Source organism: Roseomonas gilardii (assembly GCF_001941945.1).
GTDB lineage: Bacteria > Pseudomonadota > Alphaproteobacteria > Acetobacterales > Acetobacteraceae > Roseomonas.
On the sequence record NZ_CP015583.1, the window covers coordinates 3,679,684 to 3,698,295 of the forward strand.

Here is an 18,612-nt window from a genome sequence, read left to right on the forward strand (position 1 = left end):
CAATCCGGCGCCGTTGCCCGTGCCCCCCGGGAGAGGCTTTGCCTCTCCCGGGGGGCATCATGAAGCTGCAGCGCCTGATCGCTTGGGACCGATCCGCCCCTCCGTCAGTGCTGCGGATGCTCCAGGAAGAAGCGCAGCATCTCGCGCGAGGCGTCGGGCCCCTTCGGATCGGTGTAGGAGCCGTCGGGCGAGCCGCCGGACCAGGCATGGCCGCCGCCATGCACCAGCCATTGCTCCAGCGGGTGGCGGCCGCTGCCATCGGCATAGAGCGTGCGGCGCCAGGCATGGCCGTTGGGCACGCGGCCTTCCTCCACCCGCATGCGCCAGTCCACCGGCAGGCTGTGCTGCAGCTGCTCGATGATCTGGTCGCCGTTGCGCGGGCTTACCGTGCTGTCGCCATCCGCGTGGAAGACGATGGTGGGCACCAGGCGTGCTCCCGCCCCGGCCGGCGGCCTCGGCAGGTCGGGCGCGCCCTGGCGCATGGCGGACAGAGCCGAGGGCAGGTCACGCGCGGCGCCGCAGCCCAGGCCGGAATGCACGCCGGCCGCGGCGAAGAGATCCGGGTAGCGGGCGGCCAGGATCGCTGCCGCCGCGCCGCCGGCCGAAAGCCCTGCGACATAGACGCGGCGCGGGTCGGCGCCGTCCTCGCGCAGGATCTCGCGCACCATGCCGGCGATCAGGCCGGGCTCGCCGGAATCGCGCTGCTGGTCGCCGGGGCGGAACCAGTTCCAGCAGCGCTGCATGTTGGCGCTGCCGGACTGGGCCGGATAGGCGACGAGGAAGCCCTTCTCCTCGGCGAGCTGGTTCATGCGTGTGCCGGCGGCGAAGTCCTCCGCCGACTGGGTGCAGCCATGCAGCATCACCACCAGCGGCATGGGCGTCGTGCCGCGGTTGGCGGGGATGTACAGGCGATAGGCGAGGCGGGCGCCTTCGCCTTCGAAGCTGCGGGCAAGGAACTGCGCGCCCTCGGGAGCCGGGGTCTGCGGTGCCTCGGGGCCCGACCGGCCGCCCTGGAGCATGCCGGGCAGGCGGCCGGGCAGCTCCGACAGGCCGCGCAGGGCCTCGGGCAGGTTGGAGAGGAGTTGCTTCGCCATGGCTCCGGCCTCGGCCAGCCCTGTGCCTCCGATCGGGGACGAGCCCAGGGAGGAGGCTGGGGAAGACGCACCCGGGCGCGATCCGCGGGACGTCCCGCCAGGGCTGGCCTGAGCGGGATCCGATGGGCCCGGCTGGGCGGGGGCTGGCCCGCCCGTCAGGTGCCGGCGCAGCAGCGCCGTCGCCTCGCTGAGCCGTCCGTCACGCGTGAGGCGCGCGGCCTCGGCGATGTCGCGCGGTAGGATGCTGGTCATCTCGGCTGTGTTCTCCTGGCCAGGGCAAGGCGCGGCCGGGGCCGCCGCCTGTCCGGGAAGGGGGTTGTTGGGAAGTTTCGTGGAGAAGGCGTTCAGCCCATCCGGTCGGCCAGGGCCGCCTTCACGGCTGCGCTCGCCTGGAAGGCGCCGAGCACGGTGACCGACTCGATGGTGTCGCGGGCGAGTTCCGGGGAGACATCGGCGGCGATGCTGGCCAGGCCCAGGACGTGGAGGCGCAGCCTCTGCCCCGAGTCGCGAAGGCGTTCCAGCTCCGCCCGGCCGAGATGGCGCGTGCCGAGGTCGAACTGCTGCCGCGCCACCGATTGCCGCGTGGCCTCGGCATGGCGCTCCAGCTGGTTGCGGATGGCGGTGCGGATGAAGTCCGTCCGGTTGGAATAGAAGCCGTCCCGGACCAGCAGGTCGATATGGCCGAGATCGACGGGGCCGAGGTTGATCGTGATCTTCTCGGTCTCGCCGCCGCTGCGCGGCCTCAGGCTGTGAATCTCGGCGGTCATCTCAGTACCATCCTCTCACCATCCAGTTGGATGGTATCTGGCGATGCGTCGAGGATCTTCAAGGGCTACCTTGTTGCAGCGCAGCAGATGACGTCCGGTTGCCGGCATGACGTCATTGCGTCTGGCGGGCGCTTCCCAGGACGACATCCCGGTGCTGCAAATGGTCGCCATGACCGAGCTGACCCGGCGGATCGACCGCCTCCTCGCCGCCCCTGCCGCCACCGCCCCGTCCTTCGCGGCGGATGGACGGCTGTACTTCCTCAACGATGCCGGGGGATCGGCGCAGGTCTGGGAAATCCCGGCCGGGGGCGGCGAGGCGCGCCCGCGCAGCGCGCATCGCGACCCGGTGGCTTTCGTGGCGGGCAGCCCGGTGGATGGGGGCGCGGTCTTCGGGCGCGACATGGCGGGGGATGAGCGGGTGCAGCTTCACGCCCTGCCGCCGGAAGGGGAGGCGCGGGCGCTGACCGCGAATCCGAAGGCCATCCATGGCTGGGGCGCCTTCTCGCCGGATGGGCGGCGGATCGCCTGCACCGCCAACAGCCGCGACCCGGCGCATACCGATCCGGTGGTGATCGACCTTGCGACCGGGGAGGCGCGGCGGGTCCATGAGGTCGAGGGGCCGCACGAGCTGCGCGGCTGGACGCCGGACGGACAGGCGCTGGTGCTGGCCGTGGCGCCGCGGACCTTCGCCGACGATCTTCTGCGCGTGCCACTGGATGGCGGCGCGGTGACAGCGCTGGCGCCGCATGAGGGCGACTGGCGGCATCTCTTCCCGCGCTGGAAGCGGGATGGCAGCGGCTTCTGGCTGGTGACCGACCGGGGGCGGGACTTCCTGGGTGCCGCCTTCATGGCACCGGGTGGGGAACCACGCTTCCTCTACGCGCCCGAGGCGGACCTGGAGGCGATGGAGGTCTCGCCCGACCAGTCCACCCTGGCGGTGGTGGTGAACGAGGGCGGCTGGTCGCGGCTGCGCCTGGTGGATGCCGCGAGCGGCGCGGTGGTGGAGGAGCCGGCGCATCCGCGCGGGGTGATCACCAAGATCACCTGGCGCAAGGATGGGCGGGCGGTGGCCTTCGATCTCGCCCGGCCGACCGCGCCGGGGACGATCTGGCTGGCGGAGCGCGGCGGCGCGGCGCGGATGATCTTCGCCGCGAGCCCGGCCCCGGAGGACATGCGGGACTGGGAGACGGTCTCCTTCCCCACCTTCGACGGGCGGCAGATCCCGGCCTATCTCGCGCTTCCGGCCGGGAGCGCGCCGGAGGGCGGATGGCCCGTGCTGCTCTGGGTCCATGGCGGGCCAGAGGGGCAGGCGCGGCCGAACTGGCGGCCGGACCTGCAGACCGTGCTCTCGCTCGGCATCGCTGTGGTGGTGCCGAATGTGCGCGGCAGCACCGGCTATGGCCGCGCCTATGCGGCGCTGGACGACCGCGAGTTGCGGCTGGACAGCGTGCGCGACCTGGCGGCGGCGCATGACTGGATCGGCGGGCAGCCGGGGCTGGACGGGTCGCGCATCGCCATCATGGGGCAGAGCTATGGCGGCTGGATGGTGCTGGCGGCGGTGACGGAATATCCGGGCCTCTGGGCGGCGGGTGTCGATTACTACGGCATCGCCCGCTGGAAGACCTTCTTCGAGCGCACCGGCCCCTGGCGCGTCGGGCACCGCGCGGCGGAATACGGCGATCCGGTAAAGGACGCGGCCCTGCTGGAACGGCTCTCTCCGCTGCACCGCGCCGACCGCATCGCCTGCCCGATGCTGGTGGCGCAGGGCCTGACCGACCCGCGCGTGCCGCCCTATGAGAGCGAGCAGATCGTGGCGGCGCTGAAGGCGCGGGGCGTGCCGGTGGAATACGTGGTCTTTCCCGACGAGGGCCACGGCTTCCTCAAGCGCGACAACAAGCGGCGGATCTACGAGGCCGTGGCGCGCTTCCTGCGCGGGCATCTGCGGGCCTGATCCCGGGCCAAGGGCGGCCAGGGAAAGCTCCATCCCTGGCCTGCGGCGGGCATCCACGGTATTTTTCCGGGTTAGCAATGTTACGTTGACGCAAGTCAATGAAGGGCGGCCCCTGGAAGCGGGAAATGGGCCCTGCGGGGCTCACCGGATCACGGTGCCAGCCGCCCCCGGGGCGACGGTGCGCCTGAGAGACGCGGAGCCGCACCCGCGCGATGGGTTGGCGGGCGGCATCGCGCGGAATGAATTGGTGCCCGCGACAGGAAACGAACCGGAGGAACGCAGATGTCCCAGATCACCGGCACCACCGGGAATGACCTCCTGGCGGGGACCATGGCGGCCGATATCTTCGTGCCGCTGGGCGGGTCGGACGTCATCGCGGATTTCTCGCCGCTGCGCGCCGTGACGATCGCCGATGTCGGCAGCACCTACGCGCCCGGCGAACCCTTCCGTCTCGAAAGCTTCTATGTGGCCGATCCCGGCGATGGCTATTACCCGGGCTTTCCGGGCTTCTACGCCAAGGAGATCCTGATCTCCTGGACCCATGATGGCGTGACGACGAGTGGCACGACGACGGAAGGCGACAGGGTCTTCACCTTCGCGTCCACGCTCGTGGACCAGCTCACCGTCCAGTACAGGCAGATCGACTCCCATGCCGGATGGGTCACCTATGGGGCGCAGATCCAGGACCTGCACGTCACCCTCGGCCAGGGCGACACGATCCAGTTGCCGGCCGGTGCCGGGATCGAGGCCACGGTCGCCAGCGCCACATCCGATGGCGCCGGCGGGACCGTGCTGCAGGCCGGCGCCTCCGTCCTGACCCTGCCGCATGTCGATCCGGGCACGGTGTCGGCCGACTGGTTCATCCAGGCGCCGGAGGTGCTGCCGGTGCTCAGTCTTTCCCTGGTGAATCCCCATCTCGTGGAGGGTCTCGACAACAGCCTGGAGGCGATCGTCAGCCGCAGCAGCGGCGAAGGCAGCAGCAGCGTGACGCTGGAGTTCTACCCACCGCCATCCCGGTACCTCGCGGGCGCGGACGACTTCACGAACCACATGGCGCCAGAAACCGTCACCTTCGCCCCGGGCGAGACGAGCAAGACGGTCTCCATCGGTGTCGTGGACGACACGCTGCACGAGACGACCGGCGCCTTCCTGCTGCGCCTGGCCGATCCGGTGGGCGCCACGCTCGGCGATTCCACCGTCCAGGAGGGCTCGATCACCGATGACGACGCGCCGGTCCTCGCGATCTCGACGGCGACACCTGTCCTGACGGAGGGCGGCGGCGAGGCCTTCCGCTTCACCGTCACCCGGGTGGGCGGCGATCTTTCCATCGCGGGCACGGTCGGCGTTTCCATCCAGGCCGACGCAGCGGGCGCGCACCCGGCCTCGGCCGACGATATCGTGGGAGGCTTCAGCACCTACAGCCTGGACTTCGCCGCCGGGGAGACGCGCCGCAGCTTCGACGTCGCGGTGGCCGACGACAGGATTCACGAAGCGGATGAGAGCTTCGTCGCGCGCATCGCCTATGGCCTGTGGGAACCCGACCGCAACTTTCCCACTCCCCTTCTCACCACGGTCGATCAGGTCGTGGCGATCATCCGGGACGATGGCCCGGCCCCCTGCGCGAGGGAGCTGGTGCTGACCCTGTCGGAGGATGCCTGGAAGGGCGACGCGCTTTTCGTGGCCTATCTCGACGGCCAGCCGCTCGGGGAGGCACAGGCCGTCACGGCGCTGCGTTCCGCGGGCGACAGCCAGAGCTTCGTCTTCCGGGTCGAAGCCGGCGAGGGCCCGCACCAGGTCACGGTCTCCTTCCTCAACGACGCCTATTGCGGCACGCCCGACACCGACCGCAATCTCTATGTCGAGAGCATCGGCTTCGACGGTGCGGTGCAGGAATTCCACCAGGCGATGATGACCGCCGGCTGCATGGATTTCCAGATCGGCTGACGCCGCCCCGCACCGTGGCACCATGCTTGCTTGCGAGAGCCCGCGAACATGTGGGCAGAGGGGAGCGCGGGGACGATGACATGGTGGCGAAGGACGCTTCTGGCGGCGGTGCTGGCGGCACCCGCACTCGGTTCGGCCGCGCCGGAGGCCAGGGCGAAGACGATCAACGCCGTGCTGGAAGCGGAGATCGTCACGCTCGATCCGCATTTCATCGGTGCCTATATCACGCGCACCTTCGGCTACATGGTGTTCGACACGCTCTTCGCGCCGGACGGCAAGGGCAATATCCAGCCGCAGATGGTCGGCTCCTGGACCGTCTCCGACGACAGGCTGACCTGGGACTTCACGCTGCGCGACGGGCTGAAGTTCCATGACGGCGCACCGGTCACGGGCGAGGATGCCGTCGCCTCGCTGAAGCGCTGGGGTTCGCGTAGCGCGCTGGGCGGGCGGCTGCTGAAGGTGGCGGCCTCGCTGGAGGCGACGGGCGCGAAAAGCTTCCGGCTCGTGCTGCGGGAGCCCTATGGGCTGGTGCTCGATTCGCTGGGCACGACCTCCTCGCCCACGCCCTTCATCATGCCGGCGCGTATCGCGGCGAACACACCGGGCAGCACGCAGGTCGCGGAGATCGTGGGTTCCGGCCCCTTCGTGTACAGCAAGGCGGATCACCGGCCGGGCGACCGGATGCTGCTGCGGAAGAACCCGGACTATGTCCCGCGTTCCGAACCGGCGGACTTCCTGGCCGGCGGGCATGTGGTGAAGGTCGATGCGCTGGATATCCGCGTGGTGCCGGATGGCGCGACGGCGGCGGCGGCCCTGCAGCAGGGCGAGATCGACTACATGCAGTACGCGCCCTTCGACCTGCTGCCGGTGATGGAGAAGGACCGGCAGCTCAAGGTGCTGGACTTCAGCGGGCCGCACATGTTCACCGGCCACTACCGCATCAACACCGCCTCCAAGCCCTTCGACGACCCGGCGATCCGCCGCGTGCTGCTGCGGCTGGTGGACCAGAAGGAGGTGATCGCGGGGCTGGGGCTCGACAGCCGCTACGGCCAGAGCTGCGACGCCTTCTTCATCTGCGGATCGACCAACGAGACGCATGTCGGCACGGAGCTGCTGCAGGACCCGTCGATCGAGGCGGCCGCCAAGGCGCTGAAGGAGACGAAGTACGACGGCACGCCGGTCGTGGTGATGATCGCCAGCGACCTGGAGGCGCCGCGCGTGGCCTCGCAGATCCTGGCCGACCGCCTGGCGCGGGCGGGGTTCAAGGTGGATGCGCAGCTCACCGACTGGGCGACGCTGCTGGCCCGCCGCACCCAGCGCGCGGGCTGGAGCGTCTATGGCGTGCATGCGCTGGGCCTCGACCTGTCCTCGCCGCTGACCAATTCGGTGATCAACTTCAACTGCACGGATTCCGCCACGGCGGGCTTCATGTGCGAACAGCGGCTGGTGCCGCTCTTCGACGAATTCGCCCGTGCCCCGACGCGCGAGGCGCAGCGCGAGGTCGCGGGGAAGATCCAGGCCATCGTCTATGAGCAGGGGCTGGGCATCCCCTTCGGGCAGTTCGCGCAGCCAGCGGCCTATCGTGCCAATCTGAGCGGCGTGATCCCCTCCGCCATCCCGCTCTTCTGGAACATCGAGAAGAACTGACATGTACGACGTGATCGTGGTGGGCGCCGGTTCGGCCGGTGCCCCGGTGGCCGCGCGGCTTTCCGAGGATTCCCATCGCAAGGTGCTGCTGCTGGAGGCGGGGCGAGACTGGCGTTCCGCCGAGGCGCCGCACGAGCTGCGCAGCGCCAACATCATCCCTTTCATGCACGACCCCGCCTATCAGGCGAAGTGGCAGTGGCCGGGGCTGATGACCCGCCGCACCCGGGCGCAGGAGCCGAAGTTCTACTGGCGCGGCAAGGCGCTGGGCGGCTCCTCCACGGTGAACGCGCAGATCGCCATCCGCGGCGTGCCGCAGGCCTTCGACGGCTGGGCCGAGGCGGGCTGCGAGGGCTGGGCGGCGGAGGACGTGCTGCCGCTCTTCGACCGGATCGAGGACGATGCCGAGACGGGCACGGCGCCGGGCGTCCGGCGCGGCGGGCCGCTGCCGGTCTATCGCGCGCCCTTCGACCAATGGGGGGTGGTGGACCTGGCGCTGCGCGATGCCGGTCTGGCCGAGGGCTATCCCTGGAAGGCCGACCTGAACGCGCCGACGGGCGAGGGCATCTCCTGCAACCCGATCAACAGCCGCGACGGCCGGCGCGTCACCACCAACGACGGCTATCTGGAGCCGGCGCGCGGGCGGCCGAACCTGGAGATCCGCGGCGAGGCCCTGGTGGACAAGGTGCTCTTCGAGGGCAGCCGCGCCGTGGGCGTGCGGGTGCGCTTCGGCGGCGGGGCGTGGGAGGAGATCCGGGCGCGGGAGATCGTGCTCTGCGCCGGGGCGATCCACAGCCCCGCCATCCTGATGCGCTCCGGCATCGGCCCGGCGGCGAAGCTGGCGGCGCTGGGCATCCCGGTGCTGTTCGACCAGCCGGCCACCGGGCAGAACCTGATGGACCACCCGATCCTGCGCGCCACGCTAAAGCTGAAGCCGCAGCACCGCGCCCAGGGCGTGGATGCCCGGCACACCAACTGCTGCCTGACCTACAGCAGCCACCTCGGCAGCGGCGGCGAGCGCGACATGATCATGATCGCCTACAACCACCGTGGCGCCATCACGCCGGAGCCGGGGCCGGAGGGGGCCATCGGCGCGGCGCTCTACGACGCCTACTCGCGCGGCTCGCTGGATCTGGTCTCGGCCGATCCGGAGGCCAATCCGGTGGTCGAGGAGAACATGCTCGACCACCCCGACGACCGCCTGCGGCTGCGCGACGCGGTGCGCCGCTTGGCGCGCATCACCCTGCAGCCCGCCGTGGCGGATCTCTGCGACGGCATCACCTTCGGCGAGAGCCCGCTTTCCGTCGTACAGGCCGCCGCCCTGCCCGATGGCGAGCTGGACGCGCTGATGCTGCGGGAGGCGGGCGACATCCAGCACGCCGCCGGCACCTGCAGGATGGTGGCCTATGAGGACCCGCGCGGCGTGGTGAACCCGGACCTGACGGTGAAGGGCGTCACCGGGCTGCGCATCGCCGATGCCTCGATCATGCCGACCGACTGCCGCGCGAACCTGCACTTCACCTGTGTCATGATCGGCGAGAACCTCGCCCGCCGCATGCGGGCGGAGGGCTGATCCGGACGGCGTCCGGTGTTGCGGCCCTTCCGCGCGATCCGCGTCAGGCCTCCTCGGCGATCCGCCGCAGCCGGGCTGGGTCGCGCAGGCGCAGCCCGGCGCGCGAGGGTTCGACCAGACCCTGCTGGCGGAACTCGGTGAGCAGGTGGTTCACCCTCGGCCGGGTGGCGGCGGCCAGGGAGGCGATCTGCGCCTGGGGCAGCCGGACGAGGCCCGTGGGCTCCACGGCGGCGAGGCGCAGGAGGACCGCGGCCAGGCGCTGCCGCAGGCTGTGCAGCCCGATCGCCTCGACCTGCGCGCTCGACTGCCGCAGGCGGGCGGCCAGGGTCCGCAGCAGGGCCCCGGCGAAGGCCACGTCCGTGGCGATCAGCGGAGCCACGTCGTCATGCCGCATGAGCAGCGCCGAGACCGGCGTGAAGGTCGTCGCGTCGGCGCTGCGCGGGCCGCCATCCACCAGGGCCAGCTCGCCGATCGGCTCCCCCCGGCCGACCAGCGCCAGGGAAAGCTCGCGGCCATCGGCCGTGGAGAGGTGTATCCGCACCAGGCCGTCCAGCACGATCAGCATGCCCTCCCCCGCGTCGCCACGGCGGAAGAGCGCCCGGCCGGACGGGTAGTGGACGGGGCGCGCGATCCCGGTCAGCCGCTCCTTCGCGGATGCCGGGACCAGCGCCAGAAAGGCCACGCCGTCGAGAAGGCGGCGCGTATCCGGATGGGATGCCATGACGCGTCCATGCCCGCTGCGGTCTGCAAACCACGCCGGAGCGGCCCCCTGCCCGGGAATGTTCCGGCGAAGCGGCCGGCCGGGAAAGCCGGTGCGGAGCCGTGCGGAAGGAAAGGCGTGTCCGTGCCCCGGTCGCTGGAACTCAGGACGAGGATGTTAACGCGCCGGGGCGGCGGGCTTCAATGTTTCGATTTCGAACTGTTCTCTGCGGGACAGCCTGGCCCGTCGCGGGAGAGCAAGGATGGGGGTGTCGCAACAACATACACGGGAGCCCACGTCCATGCGCACCACCCTTCTCGCCGCCACGGGCCTGGCCCTGACGCTGTCCCTCTGGAACATGGCTGCGCGGGCCGAGAGCCTGGATTTCTCCAACGACGCCTCGAGCCGGACCTTCGGCTCCGCCCGCTATGAGCGGACATCGCGGACCGATCTCGGTTCCTCGCCGACGGATTTCAGCAATACGGGGTCGAGCGACATCGACGCGCGCTATGCCCGGATCGCCGGGCAGATGAACACGACGGCGAACATGCCGGGCGGGTCACCCACCGACTTCAGCGAGGCCGGCTCCGGTGCCGGTAGGACCCCCGGAACCCTGCTTCGCGCGCCGCTTCGCGACTTCGCGGAACGGTAGGGGCGACCCGCCAGGGCCGCCCTCATGGCGTCGCCGCGCGGCGCGGGGGCCGGGGACACCCCCCGGCCCCGGCCCGGCACTATTCCGCCGGGGCGGTGGAGGCGCGTTCCAGGGCGCGGTTGTGGCCCAGGACGAGGACCAGCACGATCGACATGATCGGCAGCGCGGCCAGGAAGAGCAGGCCGTAATAGTCGGCGCCGGTGCGGTCCTTGATGATGCCGAAGACCTGCGGGCCGAAATAGCCGCCGAGATTGCCGACCGAGTTGATCCAGGCGATGCCGGCCGCGGCGGCGGTGCCGCTGAGCACGGCGGTCGGCAGGGTCCAGAAGATCGGCAGGGCGGAGAAGATGCCGAAGCTGGCCAGCGCCAGCGCCAGGATCTTCAGCGTCAGGTCCGGCGTGCTGGCGGCCAGGATGAGGCCCGCGGTGACGCAGAGCGCGGCGAAGATCGTGCTCCACTTCCGGTCTCCGGTGCGGTCGGAGAAATAGCCCCAGAGCACCATGCTGATGGCGCCCACCGCATAGGGGAAGGCGTTCAGGAAGCCAAGCTGGACGTTGGAGATCTCGCCCACCGCCTTGAGGATCTGCGGCTGGAAGAAGCCCAGCGCGTAGAGCGGCGAGACCAGGCCGAGATAGATCAGCCCGTAGCCCAGCACGCGCGGGTTCAGCAGGGTCTGCCACCATTCCATGCGATGGACGGATTCACGCGTCTGCTGCTCGGCGCGGAGCTGGCGGTCCAGCCATTCCTTCTCGTCCGGCTCCAGCCACTTCGCTTCCGCCGGGCGGTCGGTCAGGTACCAGAGCACGCCGCCGGTTAGCAGCAGGGCCGGGATGGCTTCGATGATGAACATCCACTGCCAGCCATGCAGGCCCCAGACCCCGTTCATGTTCAGCAGGTAGCCCGAGATGGGCGAGCCGATGGCCGAGGAGAAGGGAATGGCGAACATGAACCAGCCGATGATCCGCCCGCGATAGGCGGAGGGGAACCAGAGCGTCAGGTAGAAGATCACGCCGGGAAAGAAGCCGGCCTCGGCGGCGCCGAGCAGGACGCGGACGACATTGAAGCTGGTCTCGCCGGTCACGAAGGCCTGGGCGCCGGAGAGCAGGCCCCAGGTGAACATGATCCGGGCGATCCACATCCGGGCCCCGAAGCGGTTCAGGGCGAGGTTGCTCGGCACCTCGAAGATGAAATAGGCCAGGAAGAAGATGCCCGCCGCCGTGCCGAAGGCGGTGGCGGACAGGCCCAGATCGGCCCGCATGGCGGGGCCGGCGAAGCCGACATTCACGCGGTCCAGATAGGACACGAAGTAGCAGAGGATCAGGAAGGGGATGAGCCGCCAGGCCACCTTCCGGATCGTCCGTTGCTCGACGGATTCCATGCGTTTCCTCCATTGCCCCCGGAACATGCGGGAGAGGCGCTCTCGGGGGCGCTTGCGGCGGACGCTACCAGCCGCCGCGGAGGACGGAAAGCGGGGTGTGGCGGCCGGGCCAGCCCGCACCCCCCTGGCGGCTACTCCATCACCATCGCATGGTCATCCGCCGGGGCGGACGAGGCCCGTGGCGGGCGCAGCAGGAGCAGCAACGGCATCACCGCGACCGAGAGCAGCATCAGCAGCTTGAAGTCGTCGATATAGGCGATCAGTGTCGCCTGCTGCGTCACCAGCCCGTCCAGCGTGGCGCGGCCGTCCAGCGTCGTCGGGTCCAGGAAGGCGCGCAGGGCGGGGTGCCGCAGCACGCCGTTGAAGGCGGTGACGGCGCGGCCGATCTCCTCGTGGTTCTGCTGCGTGTTCTGGCTGATCAGCGCGGTGACGAGGGAGATGCCCACCGCCGAGCCGATGTTGCGGGACAGGTTGTAGAGGCCCGTCCCCTCCGGGCGGGAGGCGGCCGGCAGGGTCGAGAAGGTCACGGTGGTCAGCGGCACGAAGAGGAAGCCCAGCCCCGCGCCCTGGATGAAGCCGGTGGAGACGATGGTCCATTGCGAGACATCGGCGGTCCAGCCGGTCATGTCGTACATGGCCCAGGCGGTGAGGCCGAGGCCGGTGGCCAGCAGCAGCCGCGTGTCCACCCGCCCGATCAGCCGCCCGACCAGGAACATGCAGACCATGGTGCCCACGCCGCGCGGCCCCATGACGATGCCGGCGGTGACCACGGGATAGCCCATGAGGGTCTGCAGATAGGGCGTCATCAGCGCCAGCGAGGCAAGGTAGGTGATGCCGACGACGAAGATGAAGAGCAGGCCGACGCAGAAATTCCGGTCGAGGAAGAGGCGCGGGTTGACGAAGGACTTGCCGCGCGCCGTGAAGGTGTGCACGAGGAAGACGTAGAAGGCCGCGGCGGCGATGGTCATCTCGACGATGATCTCGCCCGAGCTGAACCAGTTGAGCTGCTCCCCCCGGTCGAGCGCGAGCTGGAGCGCGCCGATGGCGATGCTGAGCGAGCCGAAGCCCAGCCAGTCCAGCCGCGCCGCGCGGTTCACCGGGGTTTCCTGCACGAAGGCGGAGATGCCGAGGAAGGCCAGGGCGCCGAGCGGCACGTTGATGTAGAAGACCCAGCGCCAGGAGAGGTTGTCGGTCAGCCAGCCGCCGATCACCGGACCCAGCACCGGCCCGACCATCACCGAGACGCCGAACAGCGCCATGGCGGAGCCGCGTTCCTCCGGCGTGTAGATGTCGAGCAGGATGGACTGGGAGAGCGGCACCAGCGCCGCGCCGAAGAAACCCTGGAGCAGGCGGAAGCCCACGATCTGCACCAGCGACTGTGCCAGCCCGCAGAGCACAGAGGCGGCGACGAAGCCCGCCACCGAGGCCAGCAGCACGCGCTTGCGCCCGAAGCGGCCGGCGAGCCAGCCCGAGGGCGGCGTCATGATCGCCGCCGCCACGATATAGGAGGTGAGCACCCAGTTGATCTGGTCCGCGCTCGCCGCCACGCTGCCCTGGATATAGGGCAGCGCCACATTGGCGATGGTGGTGTCCAGCGCCTGCATGATCACCGCGAGGATCACGCAGGCGGTGATGGCGCCGCGGTTGGCGACGGGGGCCATGGTGCTACCGGCTGGCCGAGGCGGCGAGCGCGGTGCCCGGCGCCTTCTCCGGGCCAAGCAGATCCTGGACGAAGCTGGGCAGGCCGCGCGGCTTGCCGGTATCGACGGCGATGACCGCGCTCATCCCCGCGCGGAGCTGCGGCTTGCCGGCGACGTCCTCGATGCGCACACGCATGGGGATGCGCTGCACCACCTTCACCCAGTTGCCGCTGCTGTTCTGCGCCGGCAGGAGGCTGAAGCTGCCGGAGGAGGCGGGGTTGATGCTGTCCACCGTGCCGTGCCACTCGACGCCGGGATAGGTGTCGATCGTCACCGTCACCACCTGGCCGGGCACCACGTTGGTCAGCTCCGTCTCCTTCGGGTCGGCATCGACCCAGAGATGGTCGGCGGCCACGATGCTGAAGGCGGGCGTGGCAGCGGCGAGGTACTGGCCGGGCTGGAGGGAGGGGACGTTGGTCACCGTGCCGTCCATGGGCGCACGCACGGTGGTGTGGGCGAGCTGCCGCGCCGCTTCCTCCCGTTCCGCCACGGCCTCCAGGTAGCGGGGATGCCGCTCCAGCGCGATATCGGGGTCGCCGGCGAGGTTGGCGACGATGCCGCCGAGCTGCTGGTTCAGGGATGCGACCTTCTGCCGCGCGAATTGCAGGTTGCGGCGCGCCTGGTCGAACGCGGCCTCCGAGGCGAAGCTCCGCGCCACGAGCTGGCGCTGGCGATCCTGTTCCCGGCTGTAGAAATCCACATCGACCTGGGCCTGGGCGATCTGCGCCTGCATGTCGCGATAGCTGGCCTTCAAGGCGGCGATATCGTTGGTGACGATGCCGAGCTGCGCCTCCGCCCGGGCGAGCGCGTAGCGGAAGGGAGCGTCATCCAGGGTGAAGAGCAGGTCGCCGGCCTTCACCGGCTGGTTCTGCCGCACGGCGATCCGCTTCACGATGCCGGAGACGTCGGTGGAGACACCCAGCATGTCCGCCCGGACATAGGCATTCTCGGTGGACATCACCCGCCCGCCGGTGACGTAGAGATAGCCGCCCGCGACCAGCGCGACCGGCAGCAGCAGGAAGAGGAAAGGCCGCAGCCAGCGGCGCCGCGGGCGCTCGGCCGCCTGCGTGGGGTGGGCCGAGGGCTGTGGCGCGGCCGGCGTGGCGGGGGCGGGCCGGTCGCCGTCCCGGTTTCTGGCTGTGGTCAGGCTCATGGAGTTTCCTCGGTCGCCGCCTTAGGCCCGGCGGCGCAGCGGCGTGTTCTCGGGGTCGCGGTCTTCGGACGGGACCGCTTCGGGCGGCCGCTCGCAGGCCGCGATCAGATTCTTCCGCATCAGGGAGAGCGAGCGCAGCAATACGGCGCGCTCCTCGTCGCCCAGCCCGGCCAGCGCCTCCTGCCGGGTGCGGTCGCCGATCTCGTGCATGCGCGCGACGATGGGATGGGCGGCGGGCGTCAGGAAGAGCTGCCAAGCGCGGCGGTCGGTGGGGTGGCGGCGGCGTTCGATCAGGCCCTGCGCCTGCAGGCGATCCAGCAGGCGGGCCAGGGTGATCGGCTCCACCTCCAGTTGGTCCGCCAACTGGTTCTGCTGGAGGCCTTCCCCCCGGCTCAGCCAGGCCAGGGCCTGCCATTGCGCGCGGGTCAGTTCCAGGCCGCTGGCACGCGCATTCTGCTCGAAACGCCGCCGCAGGAAGCGGGCGACGTCGTTCAGCACGAAGCCGAGTGTGGGTTGGGGATCAGGCATCTGGGCGATATTTAGTATGCTTTGCTTATTATAAGGGAATGAAACTAAATTCAGGGCAGCCATGCCGAAAAGGCGTGAGCCTCGGGGCGAGGACATCTGGGCCCAGAGTCGTGACGACCGGGCCGGGCGCGTGAACAGAGATTCCGAAGGACGACACTCGCGGCGTCCATGGGGCTTCCGTGCCGGGAATGAGGGAAATCCCCCATTCCCGTTCGCCGGAGGACACCTATTTTCCGTGCCGGTCGAGGAGAAACGAAATGAGCATCCTATCCCTCAGCAAGAAGCCGCAGCCTGACGAAGCCGAGTTCAACGCCTTCTTCCCCTCTCCCTTCTCGCTGAAGCAGTTCACCAGCCCGAAGAGCGATCTGGAGGGTGCCGACTATCCGCGACCCTATCGCGGCACGCGCCGTATCCTGGTGATCGGCACCGACGAGCGGTATCTGAAAACCGAGAACGGCACGCTGTTCTCGACCGGCAACCATCCGGTCGAGACGCTCGTGCCGATGTACCACCTGCACAAGGCCGGTTTCGAGTTCGATATCGCAACCGTGTCCGGCAACCCGGTGAAGTTCGAATTCTGGGCCATGCCCAAGGAGGACGAGGCGATCACCGGCCTGCACGGCGCCTATCTCGAACAGTTCCAGAAACCATTGAAGCTCTCCGATGTGGTCGCCGGCCTCGGTCCCGAGAGTGACTATGCCGCCGTGTTCATTCCCGGCGGGCATGGTCCCCTGGCCGGCCTGCCGTTCAGCGAGGATGTCGCCGCGGTGATCCGCTGGGCCTTCGGCGCCGACCGACACATCATCTCGATCTGTCATGGTCCCGCGGCCTTCCTCGCCTGCGCGAAAGACGATGCCGGGGACTTCCCCTTCGCGGGCTACTCGATCACGGCCTTCCCCGACGCGGCCGACCGCATGACCCCGGACATCGGCTACATGCCCGGGCAACTCACCTGGCATTTCGGCGAGAGGCTGAAGGCGCGCGGCGTCACCATCCTCAACACCGAGCCGGACAACTCGACGCACAAGGACCGTAAGGTGCTGACCGGCGCCAGTCCGTTTGCCGCCAACGCACTCGGCAGGCTCGCGGCCGAGACGCTGCTCGCCGAGGTCGCCGGGGGCTGACATGGACCGGCCGGGGCTGGCCACGACGGTCGTCGCGATCGAGCGGAGCGCGGAGATGGACGCGCTCCGCGGGGCCGTCCGCGCCTTCGCCGGCCCGCTGGGATATGATCGCTTCGTCCTCTACGCCGCGCCGCCCGCCGGCGAAGGCATCGTCGAGCAGCTGTTCTGGCTGGAGGGCGACTGGTTCGGCGAAGGGAGCGAGGTCGAGCCCAAGACCTATCTGGCGCGTTGTCCGGTCAACCGGCACGTGCTGGAAACCGATCATCCCTTCTTCTGGACGAAGAAGGGTGAGCCGGGCCATGAAGCCTATAAGGTCGTCCGTCGCCCAAGCGGACCGGGCATCCATGGGCTGCAGGTGCCGGTGTTCGGCCATACAGGGCTGATTGGCGCGATGAGCTTCGGCGGCACTTCGATCAGCAGTGCGGTCGAGACCCGGCTGGCCCTGACGCTGATCGCAGGAGCTGCCTTTTACACGGCTCAGCGCCTCGCCGGCCAGGACGGGCGCGTCTCCATGCCGCGCCTGTCCGAACGCGAGATGGAGGTGATCCGCTGGGTCGCTTCCGGCCGTCGGCAAGCCGATATCGCGCTGCTTCTGGGTCTGTCCGAGCGCACCGTCGAGAATCATCTGCGTCGCATCCGCCAGCGCCTTGGCGCGGCCAGCACAGCGCAAGCCGTGCATCTCATGCTCCGCGCCGGAGACCTGGAGGTGTGATGCGCCGCCGGTGACATCTCCCGGCCCCACTTGCCCGGCTTCTATCCCGCTCCGGGAAGGACCACGCAGACCGATTCGGGCCTTTTCCGCGGGAGGTCAGGGAGGCCACCGCCTCCCCGAACGACGGGCCGGAAGCCTCCGGCCCGCCCCCGTCAGGCGTCCACCCCGTCGCTGCTGCTGTTGCCGCCCATCAGCCCCCGGCGCCGGGCCCAGGCGCCGTAGAGGCGCGGGCCGAGCAGGGCGAAAGCGGCGATGACCAGCAGCGCCAGCGAGATCGGGCGGGTGAGGAAGACGGTCCAGTCGCCCTGGCTGATGGTCAGCGCCTGGCGCATCGCCTGTTCCGCCATGGGCCCCAGGATCATGCCGATGACCACGGGCGCGGTGGGGAAGTCGAAGCGGCGCATGAACATGCCGATCGTGCCGATCACGTAGAGCAGGATCAGGTCGGTCACGCTGTTGCTGATGCCGTAGGTACCGATGGTGGCGAAGACCAGGATGCCGGCATAGAGCTGCGGCGTCGGGATGGTGAGGATGCGCGCCCAGAGCCCGACCAGCGGCAGGTTCAGCACCACCAGCATGACGTTCGCGATGTAGAGCGAGGCGATCAGCGTCCAGACCAGTTCGGGCTGCGAGGTGAAGAGCAGCGGCCCGGGCTGGATGCCGTAGGACTGGAAGGCGTTGAGCATGATGGCGGCCGTGGCCGAGGTCGGCAGGCCGAGGGTGAGCATGGGCACCAGGATGCCGGCGGCCGCGGCGTTGTTGGCGGCCTCCGGCCCGGCCACGCCCTCGATCGCGCCGGTGGTGCCGAACTCCTTCTCGTATTCCGGCTTCACCATCCGGCGCTCGGCGTAATAGCTCAGCATGGTCGGCATCTCGGTGCCGCCCGCCGGCATGACGCCGAAGGGAAAGCCCAGCGCCGATCCGCGGATCCAGGGCCAGAAGGAGCGCCGCCAGTCGGTGCGGCTCATCCACAGGCGGCCGACGGGGCGGACGATCTGGTTCCCCTCCACATGCCGCCAGGCGAGGTAGAGCGTCTCCCCCACCGCGAAGAGGGCTACGGCGACGAGCACCACGTCGATACCGTCCAGCAGGTCGATCATGCCGAAGGTCATGCGCGGCTGGCCGGTCTGCAGGTCCACGCCGACGAGGCCCAGCATCAGCCCGAAGGCGAGCGAGGTGAGGCCGCGCAGCGCCGAGCCGCCGAGGACGGCGGAGACGGTGACGAAGCAGAGCACCATCAGGCAGAAATACTCGGCCGGGCCGAGCTTCAGCGCCAGTTCCACCAGGATCGGGCCGAGGAAGGAGATGCCCAGCGTGCCCACCGTGCCGGCGATGAAGGAGCCGACCGCCGCCGTCACCAGCGCCGGGCCGGCGCGGCCGTTGCGGGCCATCTTGGCGCCTTCCAGCGCGGTGATGATGGAGCCGCTCTCGCCCGGCGTGTTCAGCAGGATGGAGGTGGTGGAGCCGCCATACATCGCGCCGTAGAAGACGCCGCAGAACAGGATGAAGGCGCCGGTGGCCGAGACCTTGAAGGTGATCGGCAGCAGCAGCGCGATGGTGAGCGCCGGGCCGATGCCCGGCAGCACGCCGACCGCGGTGCCGAGGAAGCAGCCGAGCAGCGCCCAGCCGAGATTGGCCGGCGACAGCGCGTTGCCGAAGCCGAGCGAGAGGCCCGAGAGCGTGTCCATGGCG

15 protein-coding genes are annotated in these 18,612 nt (G+C 69.8%); 7 read left to right on the plus strand and 8 right to left on the minus strand.

Annotation, left to right across the window (positions count from 1 at the left end):
* Positions 1-104: 104 nt before the first annotated feature.
* Entirely contained in the window at positions 105-1,346 is a 1,242-nt protein-coding gene (locus tag RGI145_RS16725; RefSeq protein WP_075799249.1) for an extracellular catalytic domain type 1 short-chain-length polyhydroxyalkanoate depolymerase, read from the minus strand.
* A gap of 92 nt (positions 1,347-1,438) precedes the next feature.
* Complete coding sequence (locus tag RGI145_RS16730; RefSeq protein ID WP_027280717.1) at positions 1,439-1,861, minus strand: CopG family transcriptional regulator; 423 nt, start codon at positions 1,859-1,861, stop codon at positions 1,439-1,441.
* Between the two features lie 106 nt (positions 1,862-1,967).
* Here RGI145_RS16730 and RGI145_RS26090 point away from each other — a divergent pair, with 106 nt between their 5' ends.
* From RGI145_RS26090 to RGI145_RS16750, 4 genes are all read left to right on the plus strand, one after another.
* Positions 1,968-3,812 carry a S9 family peptidase gene (locus RGI145_RS26090; RefSeq protein ID WP_261340786.1) on the plus strand — a complete coding sequence of 615 codons (1,845 nt, stop codon included), beginning with the start codon at positions 1,968-1,970 and terminating at the stop codon, positions 3,810-3,812.
* Between the two features lie 282 nt (positions 3,813-4,094).
* A complete protein-coding gene (locus RGI145_RS16740) occupies positions 4,095-5,756 on the plus strand; it encodes a Calx-beta domain-containing protein (protein WP_075799250.1) in 1,662 nt (553 codons plus the stop codon).
* Between the two features lie 75 nt (positions 5,757-5,831).
* Positions 5,832-7,403 (plus strand): ABC transporter substrate-binding protein, encoded by a 1,572-nt coding sequence (locus RGI145_RS16745; RefSeq protein ID WP_075799251.1) that lies wholly within the window; start codon positions 5,832-5,834, stop codon positions 7,401-7,403.
* Position 7,404: 1 nt separating this feature from the next.
* Positions 7,405-8,973 (plus strand): GMC family oxidoreductase, encoded by a 1,569-nt coding sequence (locus RGI145_RS16750; protein WP_075799252.1) that lies wholly within the window; start codon positions 7,405-7,407, stop codon positions 8,971-8,973.
* A gap of 43 nt (positions 8,974-9,016) precedes the next feature.
* On the opposite strand, the gene RGI145_RS16755 is transcribed toward RGI145_RS16750, so the two are convergent.
* Positions 9,017-9,694, minus strand: a complete 678-nt coding sequence (locus tag RGI145_RS16755; RefSeq protein ID WP_075799253.1) for a Crp/Fnr family transcriptional regulator — start codon at positions 9,692-9,694, stop codon at positions 9,017-9,019.
* A 280-nt stretch (positions 9,695-9,974) separates the two neighbouring features.
* Between RGI145_RS16755 and RGI145_RS16760 the strand changes: the two genes are divergently transcribed.
* Positions 9,975-10,325 (plus strand): hypothetical protein, encoded by a 351-nt coding sequence (locus RGI145_RS16760; protein WP_075799254.1) that lies wholly within the window; start codon positions 9,975-9,977, stop codon positions 10,323-10,325.
* Between the two features lie 79 nt (positions 10,326-10,404).
* Here the strand turns inward: RGI145_RS16760 and RGI145_RS16765 are convergent, their stop codons facing one another.
* The 4 genes from RGI145_RS16765 to RGI145_RS16780 all read right to left on the minus strand — a co-directional run bounded on the left by RGI145_RS16765 (position 10,405) and on the right by RGI145_RS16780 (position 15,084).
* Positions 10,405-11,703 (minus strand): MFS transporter, encoded by a 1,299-nt coding sequence (locus RGI145_RS16765; RefSeq protein ID WP_075799255.1) that lies wholly within the window; start codon positions 11,701-11,703, stop codon positions 10,405-10,407.
* A gap of 131 nt (positions 11,704-11,834) precedes the next feature.
* Positions 11,835-13,364, minus strand: a complete 1,530-nt coding sequence (locus tag RGI145_RS16770) for a DHA2 family efflux MFS transporter permease subunit (protein WP_075799256.1) — start codon at positions 13,362-13,364, stop codon at positions 11,835-11,837.
* Positions 13,365-13,368: 4 nt separating this feature from the next.
* The gene (locus tag RGI145_RS16775) at positions 13,369-14,556 is read right to left on the minus strand and encodes an HlyD family secretion protein (RefSeq protein ID WP_167668302.1); all 1,188 of its coding nucleotides are present in this window, start codon (positions 14,554-14,556) and stop codon (positions 13,369-13,371) included.
* Between the two features lie 21 nt (positions 14,557-14,577).
* A complete protein-coding gene (locus RGI145_RS16780; RefSeq protein ID WP_075799257.1) occupies positions 14,578-15,084 on the minus strand; it encodes a MarR family winged helix-turn-helix transcriptional regulator in 507 nt (168 codons plus the stop codon).
* A 257-nt stretch (positions 15,085-15,341) separates the two neighbouring features.
* Between RGI145_RS16780 and hchA the strand changes: the two genes are divergently transcribed.
* Together hchA and RGI145_RS16790 are read left to right on the plus strand one after the other, a co-directional pair.
* Positions 15,342-16,208, plus strand: a complete 867-nt coding sequence (gene hchA / locus RGI145_RS16785; RefSeq protein ID WP_075799258.1) for a glyoxalase III HchA — start codon at positions 15,342-15,344, stop codon at positions 16,206-16,208.
* Position 16,209: 1 nt separating this feature from the next.
* On the plus strand, positions 16,210-16,920 hold the full coding sequence (locus tag RGI145_RS16790; protein ID WP_075799259.1) for a PA1136 family autoinducer-binding transcriptional regulator: 711 nt from the start codon (positions 16,210-16,212) through the stop codon (positions 16,918-16,920).
* 152 nt (positions 16,921-17,072) lie between these two features.
* On the opposite strand, the gene RGI145_RS16795 is transcribed toward RGI145_RS16790, so the two are convergent.
* The gene (locus RGI145_RS16795; protein ID WP_075799260.1) at positions 17,073-18,608 is read right to left on the minus strand and encodes a tripartite tricarboxylate transporter permease; all 1,536 of its coding nucleotides are present in this window, start codon (positions 18,606-18,608) and stop codon (positions 17,073-17,075) included.
* Positions 18,609-18,612: the final 4 nt, after the last annotated feature.